Source organism: Undibacterium sp. Ji22W (assembly GCF_049340305.1).
Classification (GTDB): Bacteria; Pseudomonadota; Gammaproteobacteria; order Burkholderiales; family Burkholderiaceae_D; genus Undibacterium.
Genome location: NZ_JBMPOU010000003.1, coordinates 13,567 through 28,168, shown reverse-complemented (window position 1 = coordinate 28,168; position 14,602 = coordinate 13,567). Strand labels below are relative to the sequence as shown.

Annotated in this window: 11 protein-coding genes; 10 read left to right on the top strand and 1 reads right to left on the bottom strand. The window is 47.1% G+C overall.

All coding sequences use genetic code 11. The features are described 5' to 3' along the window. The first annotated feature begins 21 nt into the window (after positions 1-21). The 6 genes from ACO0KW_RS12815 to ACO0KW_RS12790 all read left to right on the top strand — a co-directional run bounded on the left by ACO0KW_RS12815 (position 22) and on the right by ACO0KW_RS12790 (position 7,813). Entirely contained in the window at positions 22-393 is a 372-nt protein-coding gene (locus ACO0KW_RS12815; RefSeq protein WP_423053503.1) for a hypothetical protein, read from the top strand. A 172-nt stretch (positions 394-565) separates the two neighbouring features. Further along, positions 566-1,123, top strand: coding sequence for a protein tyrosine phosphatase family protein (locus ACO0KW_RS12810; RefSeq protein WP_423053502.1), 558 nt, complete (start codon positions 566-568; stop codon positions 1,121-1,123). Positions 1,124-1,174: 51 nt separating this feature from the next. Then, positions 1,175-1,597 (top strand): hypothetical protein, encoded by a 423-nt coding sequence (locus tag ACO0KW_RS12805; protein WP_423053501.1) that lies wholly within the window; start codon positions 1,175-1,177, stop codon positions 1,595-1,597. A 278-nt stretch (positions 1,598-1,875) separates the two neighbouring features. Then, on the top strand, positions 1,876-2,946 hold the full coding sequence (locus ACO0KW_RS12800; RefSeq protein WP_423053499.1) for an HD domain-containing phosphohydrolase: 1,071 nt from the start codon (positions 1,876-1,878) through the stop codon (positions 2,944-2,946). A gap of 149 nt (positions 2,947-3,095) precedes the next feature. Continuing rightward, positions 3,096-4,244: an FIST signal transduction protein gene (locus ACO0KW_RS12795; RefSeq protein ID WP_423053498.1), complete on the top strand. Its 1,149-nt coding sequence runs from the start codon at positions 3,096-3,098 to the stop codon at positions 4,242-4,244. Further along, positions 4,244-7,813 (top strand): PAS domain S-box protein, encoded by a 3,570-nt coding sequence (locus ACO0KW_RS12790; protein WP_423053497.1) that lies wholly within the window; start codon positions 4,244-4,246, stop codon positions 7,811-7,813. Before ACO0KW_RS12795 ends, ACO0KW_RS12790 begins: the two co-directional genes overlap by 1 nt. A 36-nt stretch (positions 7,814-7,849) precedes the next feature. Here the strand turns inward: ACO0KW_RS12790 and ACO0KW_RS12785 are convergent, their stop codons facing one another. Continuing rightward, positions 7,850-8,704, bottom strand: coding sequence for an AraC family transcriptional regulator (locus tag ACO0KW_RS12785; RefSeq protein WP_423053495.1), 855 nt, complete (start codon positions 8,702-8,704; stop codon positions 7,850-7,852). A 165-nt stretch (positions 8,705-8,869) separates the two neighbouring features. On the opposite strand from ACO0KW_RS12785, the gene ACO0KW_RS12780 reads away from it, so the two are divergent. The 4 genes from ACO0KW_RS12780 (at position 8,870) to ACO0KW_RS12765 (ending at position 14,546) form a co-directional block, all read left to right on the top strand. After that, positions 8,870-10,123, top strand: coding sequence for an MFS transporter (locus tag ACO0KW_RS12780; RefSeq protein ID WP_423053494.1), 1,254 nt, complete (start codon positions 8,870-8,872; stop codon positions 10,121-10,123). A gap of 453 nt (positions 10,124-10,576) precedes the next feature. Next, positions 10,577-12,202: a methyl-accepting chemotaxis protein gene (locus ACO0KW_RS12775; protein WP_423053493.1), complete on the top strand. Its 1,626-nt coding sequence runs from the start codon at positions 10,577-10,579 to the stop codon at positions 12,200-12,202. Between the two features lie 199 nt (positions 12,203-12,401). Next, positions 12,402-13,253, top strand: a complete 852-nt coding sequence (locus ACO0KW_RS12770) for a peptidylprolyl isomerase (protein WP_423053492.1) — start codon at positions 12,402-12,404, stop codon at positions 13,251-13,253. Between the two features lie 9 nt (positions 13,254-13,262). Beyond that, positions 13,263-14,546, top strand: coding sequence for a dicarboxylate/amino acid:cation symporter (locus ACO0KW_RS12765; RefSeq protein ID WP_423053491.1), 1,284 nt, complete (start codon positions 13,263-13,265; stop codon positions 14,544-14,546). Positions 14,547-14,602 lie beyond the last annotated feature (56 nt).

Below are 14,602 nucleotides of genomic sequence, written 5' to 3'. Positions count from 1 at the left end.
CACTGAAGACTGGAACTCATTTTGTTAAGCAACACTCAAAAAGCCGGACTCGCTTTAATTTTTTCCTGCATGGCGACACTCATTGCGGTGTATCTCGACAGTCTCGAATTTGACAATATCGGTTTCGACAATCCATGGATATTAAGCACCAACATGCTATGGGTTCTGGTGGTTATGTGGATTCTGTGGGATCTGTTCCATGGTAAAAACATTCAACAATCGTTAATGATGGCAGGGGCTGTCATGTTGGTTTCTCTCCTCTGGGATAGCTACCAATTTGGTTTTGGGCTAGCCCAATTGTTCTACGCCTTAGAATTAGTGCTGTTCGCTTGCGCCTATTGGTTCGCGAAAAAAAGTGATACAGCCAAAACCAATAAAACCGTAGGGAATTAGCAGAAGATCCGACTTTTTCGCGCTAGGATACCAGTGTGCCCATGCTGTAACGACCGCCGATACGACGTATGGTGTGCTGATAAAATGCCACTTAGAAGTCAGAGTCTATTCTCATCTCCAGTTGCATCTCGGCTTGAAACTAATTGAGTTTTTGTGATTTTTAGGGGTAATTATGCGCTACCAATTTTCTTACTCACGTCGACTATTCTGCGTGATTGCTGCCCTTAGCACTTGCACGACTTTCCAAGTCAGCCATGCTATTGATGAAACAATACAGGCACCGAACGTCGTGAAAATTTCGCCTTTCTTAGTCACTTCTGGGCAGCCTAGCGCAAAATCTCTCGAGCGGCTAGCGCTTCAGAATTTTTCCGCAGTCATCTATTTAGCACCGACGACGGTCTCGGATGCAGTCGCTGGAGAAGCAGAAATAGTCCGCGCGCAGGGCTTAGAATTTATCCATATTCCGATCCCGTTTGGCAATCCTACCCAAGTCGATGTTGAGGCATTTTTCGAAGCGATGAAGCGCTTGGAAGGCAAGAAAGTATTAGTGCATTGTCAGGTAAACATGCGCGCTTCCAGTATGACTTTTCTCTACCGTAGCATCATCGCCCGCGAAAAACCCGAGTTTGCGTATGAAGCGGTGAGCAAAGTATGGTCACCTTCAGGGCCGTGGAAAAAATTGATCGTTGATCAGCTTAAACGTGCCGAGATCACTTTTGAGCCATTTTGATTCACGCCCGCCAAAAACCGCAAGAATAATTTCCCTGAATTGGAGATTTTTTTGCTACGATGCTGCGCTTGCCTGGTCTCAGGCGATTTATCTGCGATCAATATCATGCTGCGCGAAAAATTGTTTTTAAGTATTGTTTTTTTAATTCTATCTATGCTGGCGGGGTTGGCCTGCGTACCCTTGTTCGGTGCAATCGTGACTGATCAGACGATGGCTGCCAAACTCGGTGCCGGGACACTACTGTTATTGCCACTCCTTAGTTTGGGACTCATGTGGAGAACAAACCCGCCATCTCAGTATGTTCTGCGTCGTTACAGTTTTTTGGCATGGGCAGCAGTTTTATGTTTGATTGGCGTGAGTAATTTCTTCCTCATCAAAGATCAAGCTAATTCCAACACGACCATTTTGATGTTGGGTGTCGTTTGCGGTGCAATCAGCTTGCATGCACGTTACAAAATAAACAAGCAAAAATAGAGGTCCGCCGTTGTGCCCGATGCCTAAGAGCACTCACTATCACGGCGAGTAAATCAGACAACTTTTCATCAATTCGCTGGCAGCATGCCGCATTGATACGGTCAAACTTCCCTTCTCGGTTTTTCTGTGAAGCGGAAAAGACACAAATTGATAAAAATTCTTAATTCCTTTTAGATCAGCGTCCATAGCGTCTTAATTAGGCTATCATTTTCCTTGGAGTATTAAAGTAAATTGTCAGCCTTGATTTCACGTGCACGTATAGACAGCGGAGCGGTTCAATGGAAATGAAAGTTCTGGTCATCGATGACTCGCAAATTAACCTGACATTACTTTGTCGTTTGCTCGACAAACTTGATGACTGTACTTCACTCAGTTTTCTGGTACCAGAATCTGCACTGGCCTGGTGTAAAGAACATGTCCCTGATCTGATCCTCGTTGACTATATGATGCCAGAGATGAATGGCATCGAATTTATCCGGCGATTTCGTAGTCTAGAACATTGCGCCGACATTCCGGTACTCATGATCACCGCGAATGATGAAGTCGCACTTCGCTATGAAGCTTTAGAGGCAGGTGCTAATGATTTTTTAATCAAGCCTGTCGATAAAATCGAATTCCTTGCCCGTTCCAAAAACATGTTGGCGTTACGACGAAACCAGCGCTATTTGGAAAACCGCGCGTCTTGGTTAGATGCAGAAGTACAGAAAGCAACCTTAGAAATTCGAGAGCGCGAAAGGGAAACGATTTTGCGTTTATGCAAAGCGGCCGACTCACGTGATCCAGAAACTGGTGCGCATATAGTAAGGATGGCAAATTATTCCCGTTTGATCGCCAGCAAACTTAATTTGCCTGAATCCGTTCAAGAAATGATTTTAGAAGCTGCACCTATGCATGACATTGGCAAGGTCGGCATTCCCGATCATATCTTGCTGAAACCCGGAAAACTCACGGTCGATGAATTTTCTATCATGAAGAACCATGCAAGTTTAGGTCATCAAATACTTTCTGGAAGTGCGTCTAAAACTTTGCAAATGGGCGCGGAGATCGCACTTTCTCATCATGAAAAATTTGACGGCAGTGGTTACCCCAAAGGTCTGGTAGGTGAGGCTATTCCTTTATCCGCACGCATCGTGGCGGTGGCGGATGTTTTCGACGCCTTAACATCTGAGCGCCCCTACAAACCCGCTTGGGATATCGAACGAGCGGTGGCTTTTTTAAAAGAAGGAAGTGGGCAACATTTTGATCCGCAATGTGTGACAGCTTTCCTATCCGACTTTTCAAAAGTGTTGGAAATCAAAGCACAGTATCGCGAAGATAGCGTCGATACAAATTCGTTTGGCGCCTACTAGCACAGGCGCAAAGCAACCACAAAATTTCACTTTCGAGAATTCGTTCTGAAGCACCACCGGAAATGACGACGCGAAAATGCCCACGAGAATCCCACCAACTGATGGCCGAGATTCGTTGAAATGTGAATCAATAGCGCAGGATAACTAATATGAAAATTGCACAAGTAGAACTGAAAAATCTGGTGACTGATCTGGATAAATTAAAGAATTTATCCGAACTCTGTCCACAGCTGTTATTGGTATTCGGTTATACCGAGCATTTTGCCAATCCGGCTTTGAATTCTGCACTCGTCAGTTATTTTCCAGATGCACAACGTGTCGGCTGCAGCACTGCGGGTGAAATCACTACCACCGGAGTGAGTGAACATACAACCATCGTCACCGCAATCCGTTTCGACTCGAGTGAATTTAAAGTCGTTACGGCTGACATCACAGACATGGAGAGTTCCTTCGATGCCGGAAAGAGACTGGCAAAGCAACTGCACAGTCCTGAATTACGTGCATTATTTGTTTTGGGTCAAGGGGTAAATATTAACGGCAGCGCAATGATAGAAGGCATCACTAGCGAGCTTGGCACTTCCTTACCAATCACCGGTGGGCTCGCTGGCGATAACGGTGCATTTGTGAAGACCTATACCCTATCGAATGCAGGCGTTTCTACTACTCAATTGGTTGGCATCGGATTTTCAGGTGAAAAGCTCATCCTGTCACAAGGAAGTTTCGGTGGTTGGAAGCCATTTGGACCAACGAGAAAAGTAACCAAATGCATAGGAAATGTCTTGTATGAGCTCGACGGTGAATCTGCGTTAGCGGTCTACAAACGCTACCTGGGCGACTACGCCAAAGATTTGCCTGGATCTGGACTACTGTTTCCCTTCGAAATGCTGAGCAATGCCCGTGAATCTCTGGGGCAAATTCGCACTATTTTGGGAGTCAACGAATTGGATGGCAGCCTTATTTTGGCGGGTGCCATCAATCCGGAAGGCTACTTGCGTCTGATGCATGCACACACCAACGATCTGGTGGATGGTGCAGAAACAGCAGCAAACGCAGCGCTCGCCAGCACCAATAATCAAAACGGCCAAGCCTTAGGCTTGCTCGTCAGTTGTGTCGGACGAAAATTAGTCATGGGCGGTCGGGTTGATGAAGAAGTCGAAGCGGTACAAAATATCTTAGGGAATAACACCGTGTTATGTGGGTTTTACTCAAACGGTGAAATCGGCCCCGGCTATCAAATCGAAGCCTGTAGCCTGCACAATCAAACAATGACGATCACTTACTTAGCTGAGAGCGATTAATGCCACATAAACTCGCAAGCAGACAACACAAACGTTTGCTGGGTATCCAATGTGAAACGCAGTTAGACGACATTCTGACTGAGTTTGAAAACCTCGGCGAAGAAAGTGGTTTGAGTAATTCGGCAAGGACTGCATTACGGGGTATGCGCCAGTTTTTCGCCCAAGTTGACGAGGCCTATGAACAGTCAGATCGAGACCTGGCACTAGGCAAGCGGAGCCTGGAATTAAGCTCGGACGAATTGATGGCCGCCAATCAACATTTGCGGCAAGAATCTGAATTGCGCCAGCAAGTAATGCAAACGATGCGCCAGACGACCAATGAAGTATTGGCGCAGCTGGGCAAGCATCTGGCAGATGAAGAGAGTCTGGAGGATCTTAGTACGCTGTTATCAGGTCTTGTGAGCGACATTCTCCATACTCGCGGTGAACTACAAAATACTTTCTCGGCGCTTGAGAATCAACAGTTCGCGCTCGACCAACATGCGATCGTCAGCATTACTGATGCTAAGGGAAGTCTGATCTACGCGAACGATAAATTCTGTCAGATTAGTCAGTATGAACGCGACGAGCTCATGGGGGAAAACCACCGTATTGTTAATTCGCGCCTGCACAGTGATGCTTTTTTTGCGGCGATGTGGAACACGATCACCCAGGGAAAAGTCTGGCACGGTGAAATTCGTAACCGCGCTAAGGATGGCAGCATGTACTGGACCAATGCGACCATTGTGCCGTTTCTGGATGAGAACAAAAAACCTTACCAATACATTTCGATTCGTACCGACATTACCGAGGAACGTTTACTCAAAGAGGAAATTGAATCAAGTAAACAGCTCTTGCAAAACGTGATGAATACCTTGGGGGAAGGTGTCTACACACTCGATGCCGCCGGGAACTGCAGCTTCATCAACCCAGAGGCTGAAAAGATTCTGGGATGGTCACTCGCAGACTTGAAAGGCAAAAGTCTCCATGATGTGATTCATGCGCAGCAAATTGATGGTGGGCAGGTTTCCTATGCTGCGTGTGCGATTAATTTAGCGATGACCAAAGGGCAAGTGTATCGGTCTGAACTGGAGTATTTCCAACATCGTTCTGGACAGCTATTTCCCGTATCAATTGTCGCTTCTCCGATCTTTGAAAATGGTGAAATTGTCGGATCAGTAGCCGCGTTTCAAGACATCACAGCGCGCTTGGCGGCAGAAGCTGCGCTACGTGAAAGCGAAAATAAACAGCGTATGATTCTGGACAATGCCGCTGATGCGGTATTTGTGGCGGATAAAAATGAACGGTGGATTTACGTTAATGATCTTGCGATCAATATGCTTAGCTACAGTCGCGAAGAACTGCTTGGTATGAGCATCTATCAAGTGCTTCCGGAAAAACATCGTGATACAGCCAGAATCTCTTTTACTGATAGGCTCCGGGAAGAAAAACTGATGAGGCAGGAAATCCGCCTCGTTAAAAAAAATGGTGAAAGTGTGCCGGTCGAAATGAGTGCAGCGCTGCTCCCTGATGGCAGCATTTATGGATCATGTCGTGACATCACCAGTCGCAAAGAATTTGAAGCAGCGTTGATACGCGCAAAAATCGGCGCCGAAGATGCGAGCAAAGCGAAAAGCGAATTCTTAGCTACGATGAGCCATGAAATCCGCACGCCCATGAACGGTATCATCGGGATGACCGAATTAGCACTCGACACAGACTTAACGACGCAACAACGTGAATATCTCGACCTGGTCAAGGTGTCGTCTAATTCTTTATTAGACGTGATTAATGACATCCTTGATTTCTCCAAAATTGAATCGGGTAAAGTGATACTCGAGAAAATCGAATTTCCTATCAGGGAATTAATCGCGACGATGTTGAAGGCTTCATCTTTACGTGCGGAGCAAAAGAACATTGAACTGGTCTACCAGATTGATCCGGAACTACCTGAAATATTGATAGGCGATCCGGGAAAACTGCGTCAGGTGCTCAGTAATTTACTGGTCAATGCGATCAAATTTAGCGATGCGGGCACCATTACGATAGACATTAATCTGGTCGAGTTACATAGCGATAACGCACGCCTGCATTTTTCTGTAAGCGATCAGGGAATTGGCATCGAAGCAGAAAAATTGGAATATATTTTTCAGCCGTTTAGTCAGGCTGACGCTTCAACTACCCGCAAATATGGCGGTACAGGCTTAGGATTATCAATTTCTTCGCGTCTGGTACAGGCGATGAACGGTCAATTGCGTGCACAGAGCGATATCGGACGTGGCAGCTGTTTCTACTTCTCCGCTGATTTTGGCGTAAGTCATACCGGAAATAGCCCTTTATATGCGATGCATCTACAAGGTCTTAGTGCCCTGATCGTGGATGACAATGCGATCAACCAGAAATACATAGGCGATACTTTACGTAGTTGGCAAATGGACGTTGAGGTCGCGAGTAGCGGGCAAGAAGCCTTAAGAATTTTGCAGAGCAATGCCGAACAGCAGCGCCAATTCAATCTGATCTTATTAGATGCGTGTATGCCCGAGATGGATGGATTTCAACTGGCTGAAAAAATTCGGGAAAAACAGTTGTCTGGTCACGCCAAAATATTGATGCTATCGTCAGCTGGATTACTAGACGATGCGCAAAAATCAGCCACCTCGGGTATTGATGGCTACGTCCATAAGCCCATCAGTCAAAATGAATTGCAGGTGGCGATTGAAGCTATTTTTCAAGGTATTGCGACCGGTGCCATTCACTATATTGATCTGATCGCAGACCCCACTCATCAGAAGCAAACGCCATTGCGTGTTTTAGTCGCGGAAGACAATCCCATTAACCAAAAACTCGCACTGAGTTTGCTTAGCAAATGGGGACATCACGCCGATCTAGCAGAAAACGGCAAGATTGCCATTGAAAAATTTGTCAGCGCGCCGTACGACGTCATATTGATGGATATGCAGATGCCGGAAATGGGAGGCATCGAAGCGACACAAATTATCCGCAGCATGGAAACAGGCAGTCAGCACATCCCTATCATTGCGATGACCGCCAATGTAATGCAAGGTGATCGCGAACGATGCCTTGAAGCTGGGATGGACCACTACTTGTCTAAACCCATTAAATCGGACAATCTGAGAGAATCACTCGATCTAATAGCGGCACACAAAGACATTAAAAATGCGCACATCGGAGCCGGTCGGATCGCAGAAATTTCAGACGAAATCATGTCTCAACCGACCAGCCTCAACGCTCACCGTTTTGATTTTTATGAAGCATTATCACAAGGTGACGAAGAAATTTTGCATATCATTACCCCCATGTTCCTTGAGTCATGTGATAAACAGCTGGACGAAATTCGTCAGGCGATCCAAACCACGGATGCTGAATTGCTTTACAGAAGCGCACATACATTCAAAGGATTGGTAGGCAACTTTAATGCAAAACCTATCGTATCGCTAGCAAAGGCAATTGAACTCAAAGGGAAGAATCACGATTTTACTGATGTGGAACACTTATTTTCTGACATGCTGGAATTTATTGATCCCTTAAAAGTGGCGCTCACCCAATATCTTGCAGCTGACACGACCTGATTTGTGGCAGTTTTCAACTATCGGTCAACTAGGAAATCAATCGAAGTCGCGCTCTGATGTTCTAAAAAAACTGGACGGCGTTTGCCCAAAGGTTTTTTTAAACATCGCCGAAAACGCCGACTGACTTGCATAGCCTAATTCTGCAGCAACCACCGATAAGGGTTTACCACTGGCAATTAAGGGAGCTGCGCGCGCCAGCCGCATTTGCTGACGCCACAATCCAAAACTCATTTGCATTTCGCTCTGAAATAGTCGCGCTAACGTCCGTTCCGATGCCCCAACTTGCTTCGACAAATCCTGCAAGCTCAAAGGAGACGCTGGATCGGCAATCAACATTTCACATAAACTCAATAAGCGCGAATCACGCGGCATGGGGACATTTAAGGGTAATGGCGCGGCGTGTGCCAACTCATCCAACAGGCATGCTGCTAGATGCGATTCGCGCTGCAACCGCGATTGCGGTATGCCATGCGTCGCGATTGCTGGAGGCGACAGATTATCATCGCTCAGTTCTAACTGTGTCAGTGTACGCACCAATTCCCGCATCAATCCAGAGACTTCTAACACCACACAATCATTTCCAGAGATAGTGGCGACTGATGAATCTACATAAATTGCCCTGAGCTGGGCGCGCTCTAAAGTACGCACTTCATGCACCACATGTGGCGGTATCCAAATCGCCCGCAGCGGCGGCACGAACCAGGTTTGCTGATTCGCATTCACCTGCACCGCGCCATCCAAGGCGTATGTCACCTGACCCCAAGCATGGTGGTGAGCACGTAATAATTCATCTGCTTCCAAATTGCGCGCGACTACTCGCACCGGACGTCCGGCGGTGGGTGACAGATTCGCTGGCGGTGAGCCCGTGTGCGTGATAGGTGCTTGCAGCATCGTTAACCTCTTTCTTTTAAACAGTCAAAACGATGGGAATTGGCAAATATTCGATAAATTATGACTGTTTATCTCAAAACAGACGAGCGTTTTTTCCGTAAACTAAGCCCCTGAATTCTACGAATTCGCGTTATCTTGTTTATTCCCCCGCAGAAAGAAGAAGTCATGACTAGCATTGCTGCCCATCCAAACCAAATACCAACGCCGAACAGCTTAAAACAAGATGCAGTTGTGATCAGTTTGGTCGGACTCGCGCACGGTATTTCGCATTTTTTCCATATGATCCTGGCGCCTCTGTTTCCCTGGCTAAAAGAGGCATTTAGTCTGTCGTATGCAGAACTCGGGATTTTAATGAGCGCCTTTTTTGTCGTCTCTGGCATAGGTCAGGCGCTAGCTGGATTTGTGGTCGACAGAATTGGTGCGCGAGCAGTACTTTTTTTTGGCATTACTTGCTTGGCGCTGTCAGCAGTGGTACTTGCGGTTGCGCCGAATTATGCCGTGTTGATGTTGGGCTCGATGCTAGCGGGGCTCGGGAATAGCGTATTTCATCCAGCCGATTACACGATACTCAATAAATGCGTGACAACCCAACGCCTGAGTCATGCGTTTTCTGTACATGGAATCAGCGGCAACCTCGGCTGGGCAGCAGCACCTGTCTTTTTGGTCAGTCTGGCCAATCTCTACAATTGGCGGATCGCGCTGATGGCGGCCGCGGCCTTGCCTCTGATTGTCATGATCATTCTATTCAGCTATCGTCATTTACTGCATACCGATCCTAAACCGCATACGGTGACTAACACCAGCAGCGCCGGCCAACAAAGTCACGACAATAGCGTGTTTCATTTCATGCGGTTACCGGCAGTATGGATGTGCTTTCTGTTCTTCTTCATGATTTCTATGGGCATTGGTGGGATCCAAAGTTTTTCACCGACTGCCTTGCGTGAGGTGTATGGCATGTCTTTAGCATGGGCCACTGCAGCCTATACAGCGTATATGCTGACATCCGCAGTAGGGATGATTTGGGGAGGATTTATTGCCGCTAAAACGACGGACCATGACCGTACCATCACCGTGGCATTTTCATTTTCAGCAATCATTGCCTTACTGCTATCGACCGGTTGGGTTTCTCCTATCATGGCAGTCGTGCTCATGGGGGCTGTTGGTCTGGGCGCTGGCATTGCCGGCCCATCACGCGATTTACTCATTCGTGCTGCATCACCCAAAAATGCCACAGGACGGGTCTACGGCGTGGTGTATTCCGGACTCGACATTGGGCTTGCTTTTTCTCCAGCACTTTTCGGTGCCATCATGGATGCCCATCATCCCCACTGGGTATTTGCCTGTATCGGCATGTTCCAGATGCTAGCAATCTTTACCGCTGTGGGTGTCGGCACGAATACGCGCAACAGGGCAAAATAATTGTTTAACTCGCTAGCATCAAAACCTTGGCAAGATTGAGTAAAAATCGCCGCTTGTGCGTGCTTGTTGACATCTCGTTTAAGCAATGCGTTGCTGTCAAAACAGGTTAGATAAAGAAACAATCAATTCCGGCATCAGGAAAATCTTTGGATCGCACGTCCCACGCGTGCGGATGGATTTCGCGCTAAATGTAGATGACTTGTTGCTGTCTCACAATACAATACCGAGAAATGCTTTCTACAAAGCCCTGTCTGCGTGGTAGGATTTTGTCAGTTGAATGTCTGAGTTAATTCATTACTCAATGCACATGACCTTACGGTCCTTGCACATTCGGAAAATCGCAAGTCCTTGACCTCAATTGCCTCGCTTCAAGCTCTGCCAATTAGTCTTTGGTGTGCGCTAGGCGAGGCCTTTTAATTTCAGGGTCAATAGAAAAATAATCAGGAGAATACTATGTCAGGCTTGTTTGGCCAGCTTCATCAAATCAGTGTCAGTAAGCGCTTGGGCGCACTGGTCGTTAGTGCCATTCTGGGAATCGTTGTATTAAGTGCGATTTTTTTAAACAATGAAAAAAACGCGATTCTGAAAGAAAATCAGAACAGCATCAAAAATGCGGTAGAGCTAACGAACACCTTAGTTGAGCACTATCAAAAGCTCGTCACCGAATCCAAAATGAGTGAGTCTGAAGCCAAGCAAGCGGCGCTTATCGCGGTAAAGCATCTACGTTTTGGTGAAAACGGCTATGTTTGGATCAATGACCTGCATCCCCGCATGGTGATGCATCCGATTTTGCCTGCGATGGATGGTCAAGATTTATCGGACAATAAAGATCCAAGCGGAAAATTGCTGTACGTAGAAATGCGGGATATTGCAAAAAGTCAGGGCGGCGGCTTTGTAAATTATATGTGGCCTAAACCGAACAGCACTAAACCTGTTGGTAAATTAGCGTATGTGAAGCTCAATCAACAGTGGTCTTGGGTCATCGGTACAGGTGTTTATCTTGATACCGTCGACGCCATCGTCTATCAAAGCGCGATACAACTGCTCGTCGTTGTCGGCATTTTGTCTTTGTTACTCTTTGCGCTCGGCTTCTTTATTTCGCGCGGTTTGGTTAAGCAACTCGGTTGCGAACCACAATACGCAGTCGACATTACCAGTGCAATCGCCGCAGGCGACTTAACCGTTCACATCGAAATCGATACCAAGAATGAAACCAGTCTGTTGTTTTCTATCTTCAGTATGCGAAATAGCCTGCGTGACATTATTCGCGAGGTACGAAAAGGCACTGATGCGATTGCGACATCCTCGACCGAAATCGCGCAAGGAAATATGGATTTGTCAGCACGGACAGAAAGCCAATCGAGTGCTTTGGAACAAACAGCGGCGTCTATGCTGACCTTAACAGATGCGGTCAGACTCAACTCCTCTCACGCCCGCAATGCCAATCAAATGGCAGCATCGGCATCCAGCGTAGCGGTCAAAGGCGGTGCAGTCGTGAATAATGTGATTGATACGATGAGCGAAATTAATACTTCCTCACAAAAAATCGTCGATATTATTTCTGTGATTGATGGAATCGCTTTCCAAACCAATATTCTGGCGTTGAATGCGGCCGTGGAAGCTGCGCGCGCGGGTGAGCAAGGCCGTGGTTTTGCGGTAGTCGCATCCGAAGTGCGCAGTCTGGCACAGCGCTCCGCCAGTGCTGCGAAAGAAATCAAAACGCTCATCAGTGACTCGGTTGATAACGTCAAACGCGGTACACAATTGGTCGATCAGGCCGGTGCGACGATGAAAGAAATCGTCGAGAGCGTCGAGCACGTCACCCATATCATGGAAGAAATCACCAAGGCATCGGATGAGCAAGCGACAGGCATCGAGCAAGTGAATGTCGCAATCCGTGAAATGGATGATGTGACTCAACAAAATGCTGCTTTAGTTGAACAAGCAGCAGCGGCGGCAACAGCGATGCAAGAACAAGCTGGAGCATTAACTCAGGTCGTCCACATGTTTAAGATGCGTGGCGATCAGCCGAGCGCGGGACATGGTTCGAAGGTGCATCGTGCACCGCAATTACATTAAACCTGACTGGCACAGGTGAGCAACAAATAGCCCCCCAAAATGGCTTGATTCCGATCTGGATTCAAGCCATTTTTTCAAGGATAGCAACATAAATAGCACTGGCAGAAGCACCTCACCTTCCCTACAATAGGCCATCAAAGAATTTTTCACCTATATCCCTATTTCACTCACCTCGTGTTCACTTGATTCTGGAGCCCGCATGAAATTTTCTGGCCAAACGACATTTCCACTTCGCCTCCCTACCGTCCTTATCACCCTCGCCGTCAGTGTTTTGACCATAGGTCTCGTATCACCTGCCACGGCTCAAGAACAATGGCGCACATTGGACCCCGACAACACCCTAATCATCGACTCAAACAAAGGCCGTATGATCATAGAGATGCGCCCAGAAATGGCCCCCAAAGCGGTCGAAAGAATCAAATTATTGACACGCGAAAAAGTCTACGATGGCCTGCAATTTCATCGTGTGATCGCGAAATTTGTAGCGCAAACTGGCAACCCGAATAATAAAGATGGCGGCGGCACCGCTTACCCCAATCTGCCACCTGAAATGATGTTTAAGTTAGGCTACTCTGCAGTGAACAATTTCGCCTCACTCAGCAGCGATGCTGCCACTGGCTTTCTGGGAAGTGTTCCATTCCAATCTTTGCCACTGACTGACACCATCAAAAACAGCAACGGTAGTTTGCGCGCATGGGGCGCACATTGCCCCGGTGTTGCGGGGATGGGACGCAATGAACCACGTGATTCGGCGAATAGTGAGCTTTACTTTATGTTGGATGCCAGTCGTCGTCTGGATCGCGATTACACCGTATTTGGCCGAGTCGTGATAGGCAACGATGTGTTGCTGAGCATAACGCATGGTGAACCACCAGCGCAACCGGATATCATGAAAACAGTGCGCCTGCTTGCGGATTTCCCTGCGAAAGACAGACCAATAATCCGTGTCGCTAGTCCCGCAGCAATGGAAAAAATGATCGCGCAAACACGCCGTGATAAAGGTGCTGACTTCAGCGTATGCGATGTACAGATTCCAGCAAAAATAGACTAGGAAATAAATATGCAAAAAGTCGTTACTGAATCGACCAGTACCTTGCGTAATTACGCCAGCATATTATTGTTATTGGGAGGCATTTGCTTAGGGAGTTTAGTCGGATTTTTGTTTGGCAACAAAGTCGAAGGCATCAAATTTCTTGGCGATATTTTTCTCAATCTTTTGTTTACTGCCATCATTCCACTGGTTTTTTTTACGATCGCTTCATCGATTGCGAATCTACAGAAAACCGAGCATTTAGGAAAACTATTCGGTATCGTGGCAGGCGTCTTTTTGCTGACGGTTTTGATTTCCGCCGCAGTAATGACAAGTGTGATGCTGCTGTTTCCTATCGATCAAGACAATACCTTGCGCACAATGGTGGCGCAAGCACTGATTGATAATCCTGCCAGCGCACATTCGGCTGTTACGCCAAGTGGCGGCGCGAGTCTGACGCAAGTTTTAACAGTCAATGATTTCTTCGAGTTAATGGCGCGTAAGAACATGTTGGCGTTGATCTTGATTTCTCTGCTTGTTGGTTTTGCGACTTTGCGCGCCGGAGAAAAAGGCAGAGTGTTTGCGCAATTTCTCGATTCTGCGAACGAAGTGATGAAGCAGTTGTTAGAGATGATTATGAAAACGGCACCGTTGGGCTTGGGCGCTTATTTTGCCTATCAGGTCGGCGTGTTTGGACCGCAATTGCTGGGCGTGTATGTGCACCCGTTGGCCTTGTACTATGCCACTTGCCTCGCGTATTTCGTGATCTTCTTTAGTTTGTATGCCTACCTTGCAGCCGGACGTTTAGGCTTGCGCGTGTTCTGGCAAAACAATCTGACTCCAGCCTTAACAGCCGTCGGCACTTGCAGTAGTATTGCCACTATCCCGGCAAATTTACTGGCCGCAGAGAAAATGCGGATTCCCGATTATGTGCGCAATATCGTGATTCCCTTAGGCGCACCTATCCACAAGGATGGTTCGAGCATGTCGTCCATCATTAAACTCGCTTTGCTGTTTGCGATGTTCGGTAAGAATTTTTCAGCGCCAGAAATGCTATTGGCGATTATGGGAATCACAGTCGTTGTATCCGTCGTCGAAGGGGGCATTCCTAACGGCGGATATATCGGCGAAGTGTTCGCGATTACCGCGTTTGGTTTTCCTATGGAACAAGCATTACCGGTAGCCATGGTGATTGGCACGTTGGTCGATCCGATTGCAACTTTGCTTAATGCGAATGGCGACCTGGTGTCGTCGATGATGGTGACACGCATCGTTGAAGGTAAGGACTGGTTAAGTTCACGACTCAATAAATAGATCAATTGGTCAATAAAAAAGCAGCGGCATTTATTGTATGCCACTGCTTTTTTTTA

Bases quoted from the DNA above. Each gene is read 5' to 3' on its own strand.
- ACO0KW_RS12790 (WP_423053497.1), top strand. From the start codon at position 4,244: ATGCCACATAAACTCGCAAGCAGACAACACAAACGTTTGCTGGGTATC.
- ACO0KW_RS12765 (WP_423053491.1), top strand. From the start codon at position 13,263: ATGCAAAAAGTCGTTACTGAATCGACCAGTACCTTGCGTAATTACGCC.
- ACO0KW_RS12775 (WP_423053493.1), top strand. From the start codon at position 10,577: ATGTCAGGCTTGTTTGGCCAGCTTCATCAAATCAGTGTCAGTAAGCGC.
- ACO0KW_RS12810 (WP_423053502.1), top strand. From the start codon at position 566: ATGCGCTACCAATTTTCTTACTCACGTCGACTATTCTGCGTGATTGCT.
- ACO0KW_RS12795 (WP_423053498.1), top strand. From the start codon at position 3,096: ATGAAAATTGCACAAGTAGAACTGAAAAATCTGGTGACTGATCTGGAT.
- ACO0KW_RS12800 (WP_423053499.1), top strand. From the start codon at position 1,876: ATGGAAATGAAAGTTCTGGTCATCGATGACTCGCAAATTAACCTGACA.
- ACO0KW_RS12780 (WP_423053494.1), top strand. From the start codon at position 8,870: ATGACTAGCATTGCTGCCCATCCAAACCAAATACCAACGCCGAACAGC.
- ACO0KW_RS12770 (WP_423053492.1), top strand. From the start codon at position 12,402: ATGAAATTTTCTGGCCAAACGACATTTCCACTTCGCCTCCCTACCGTC.
- ACO0KW_RS12785 (WP_423053495.1), bottom strand. From the start codon at position 8,704: ATGCTGCAAGCACCTATCACGCACACGGGCTCACCGCCAGCGAATCTG.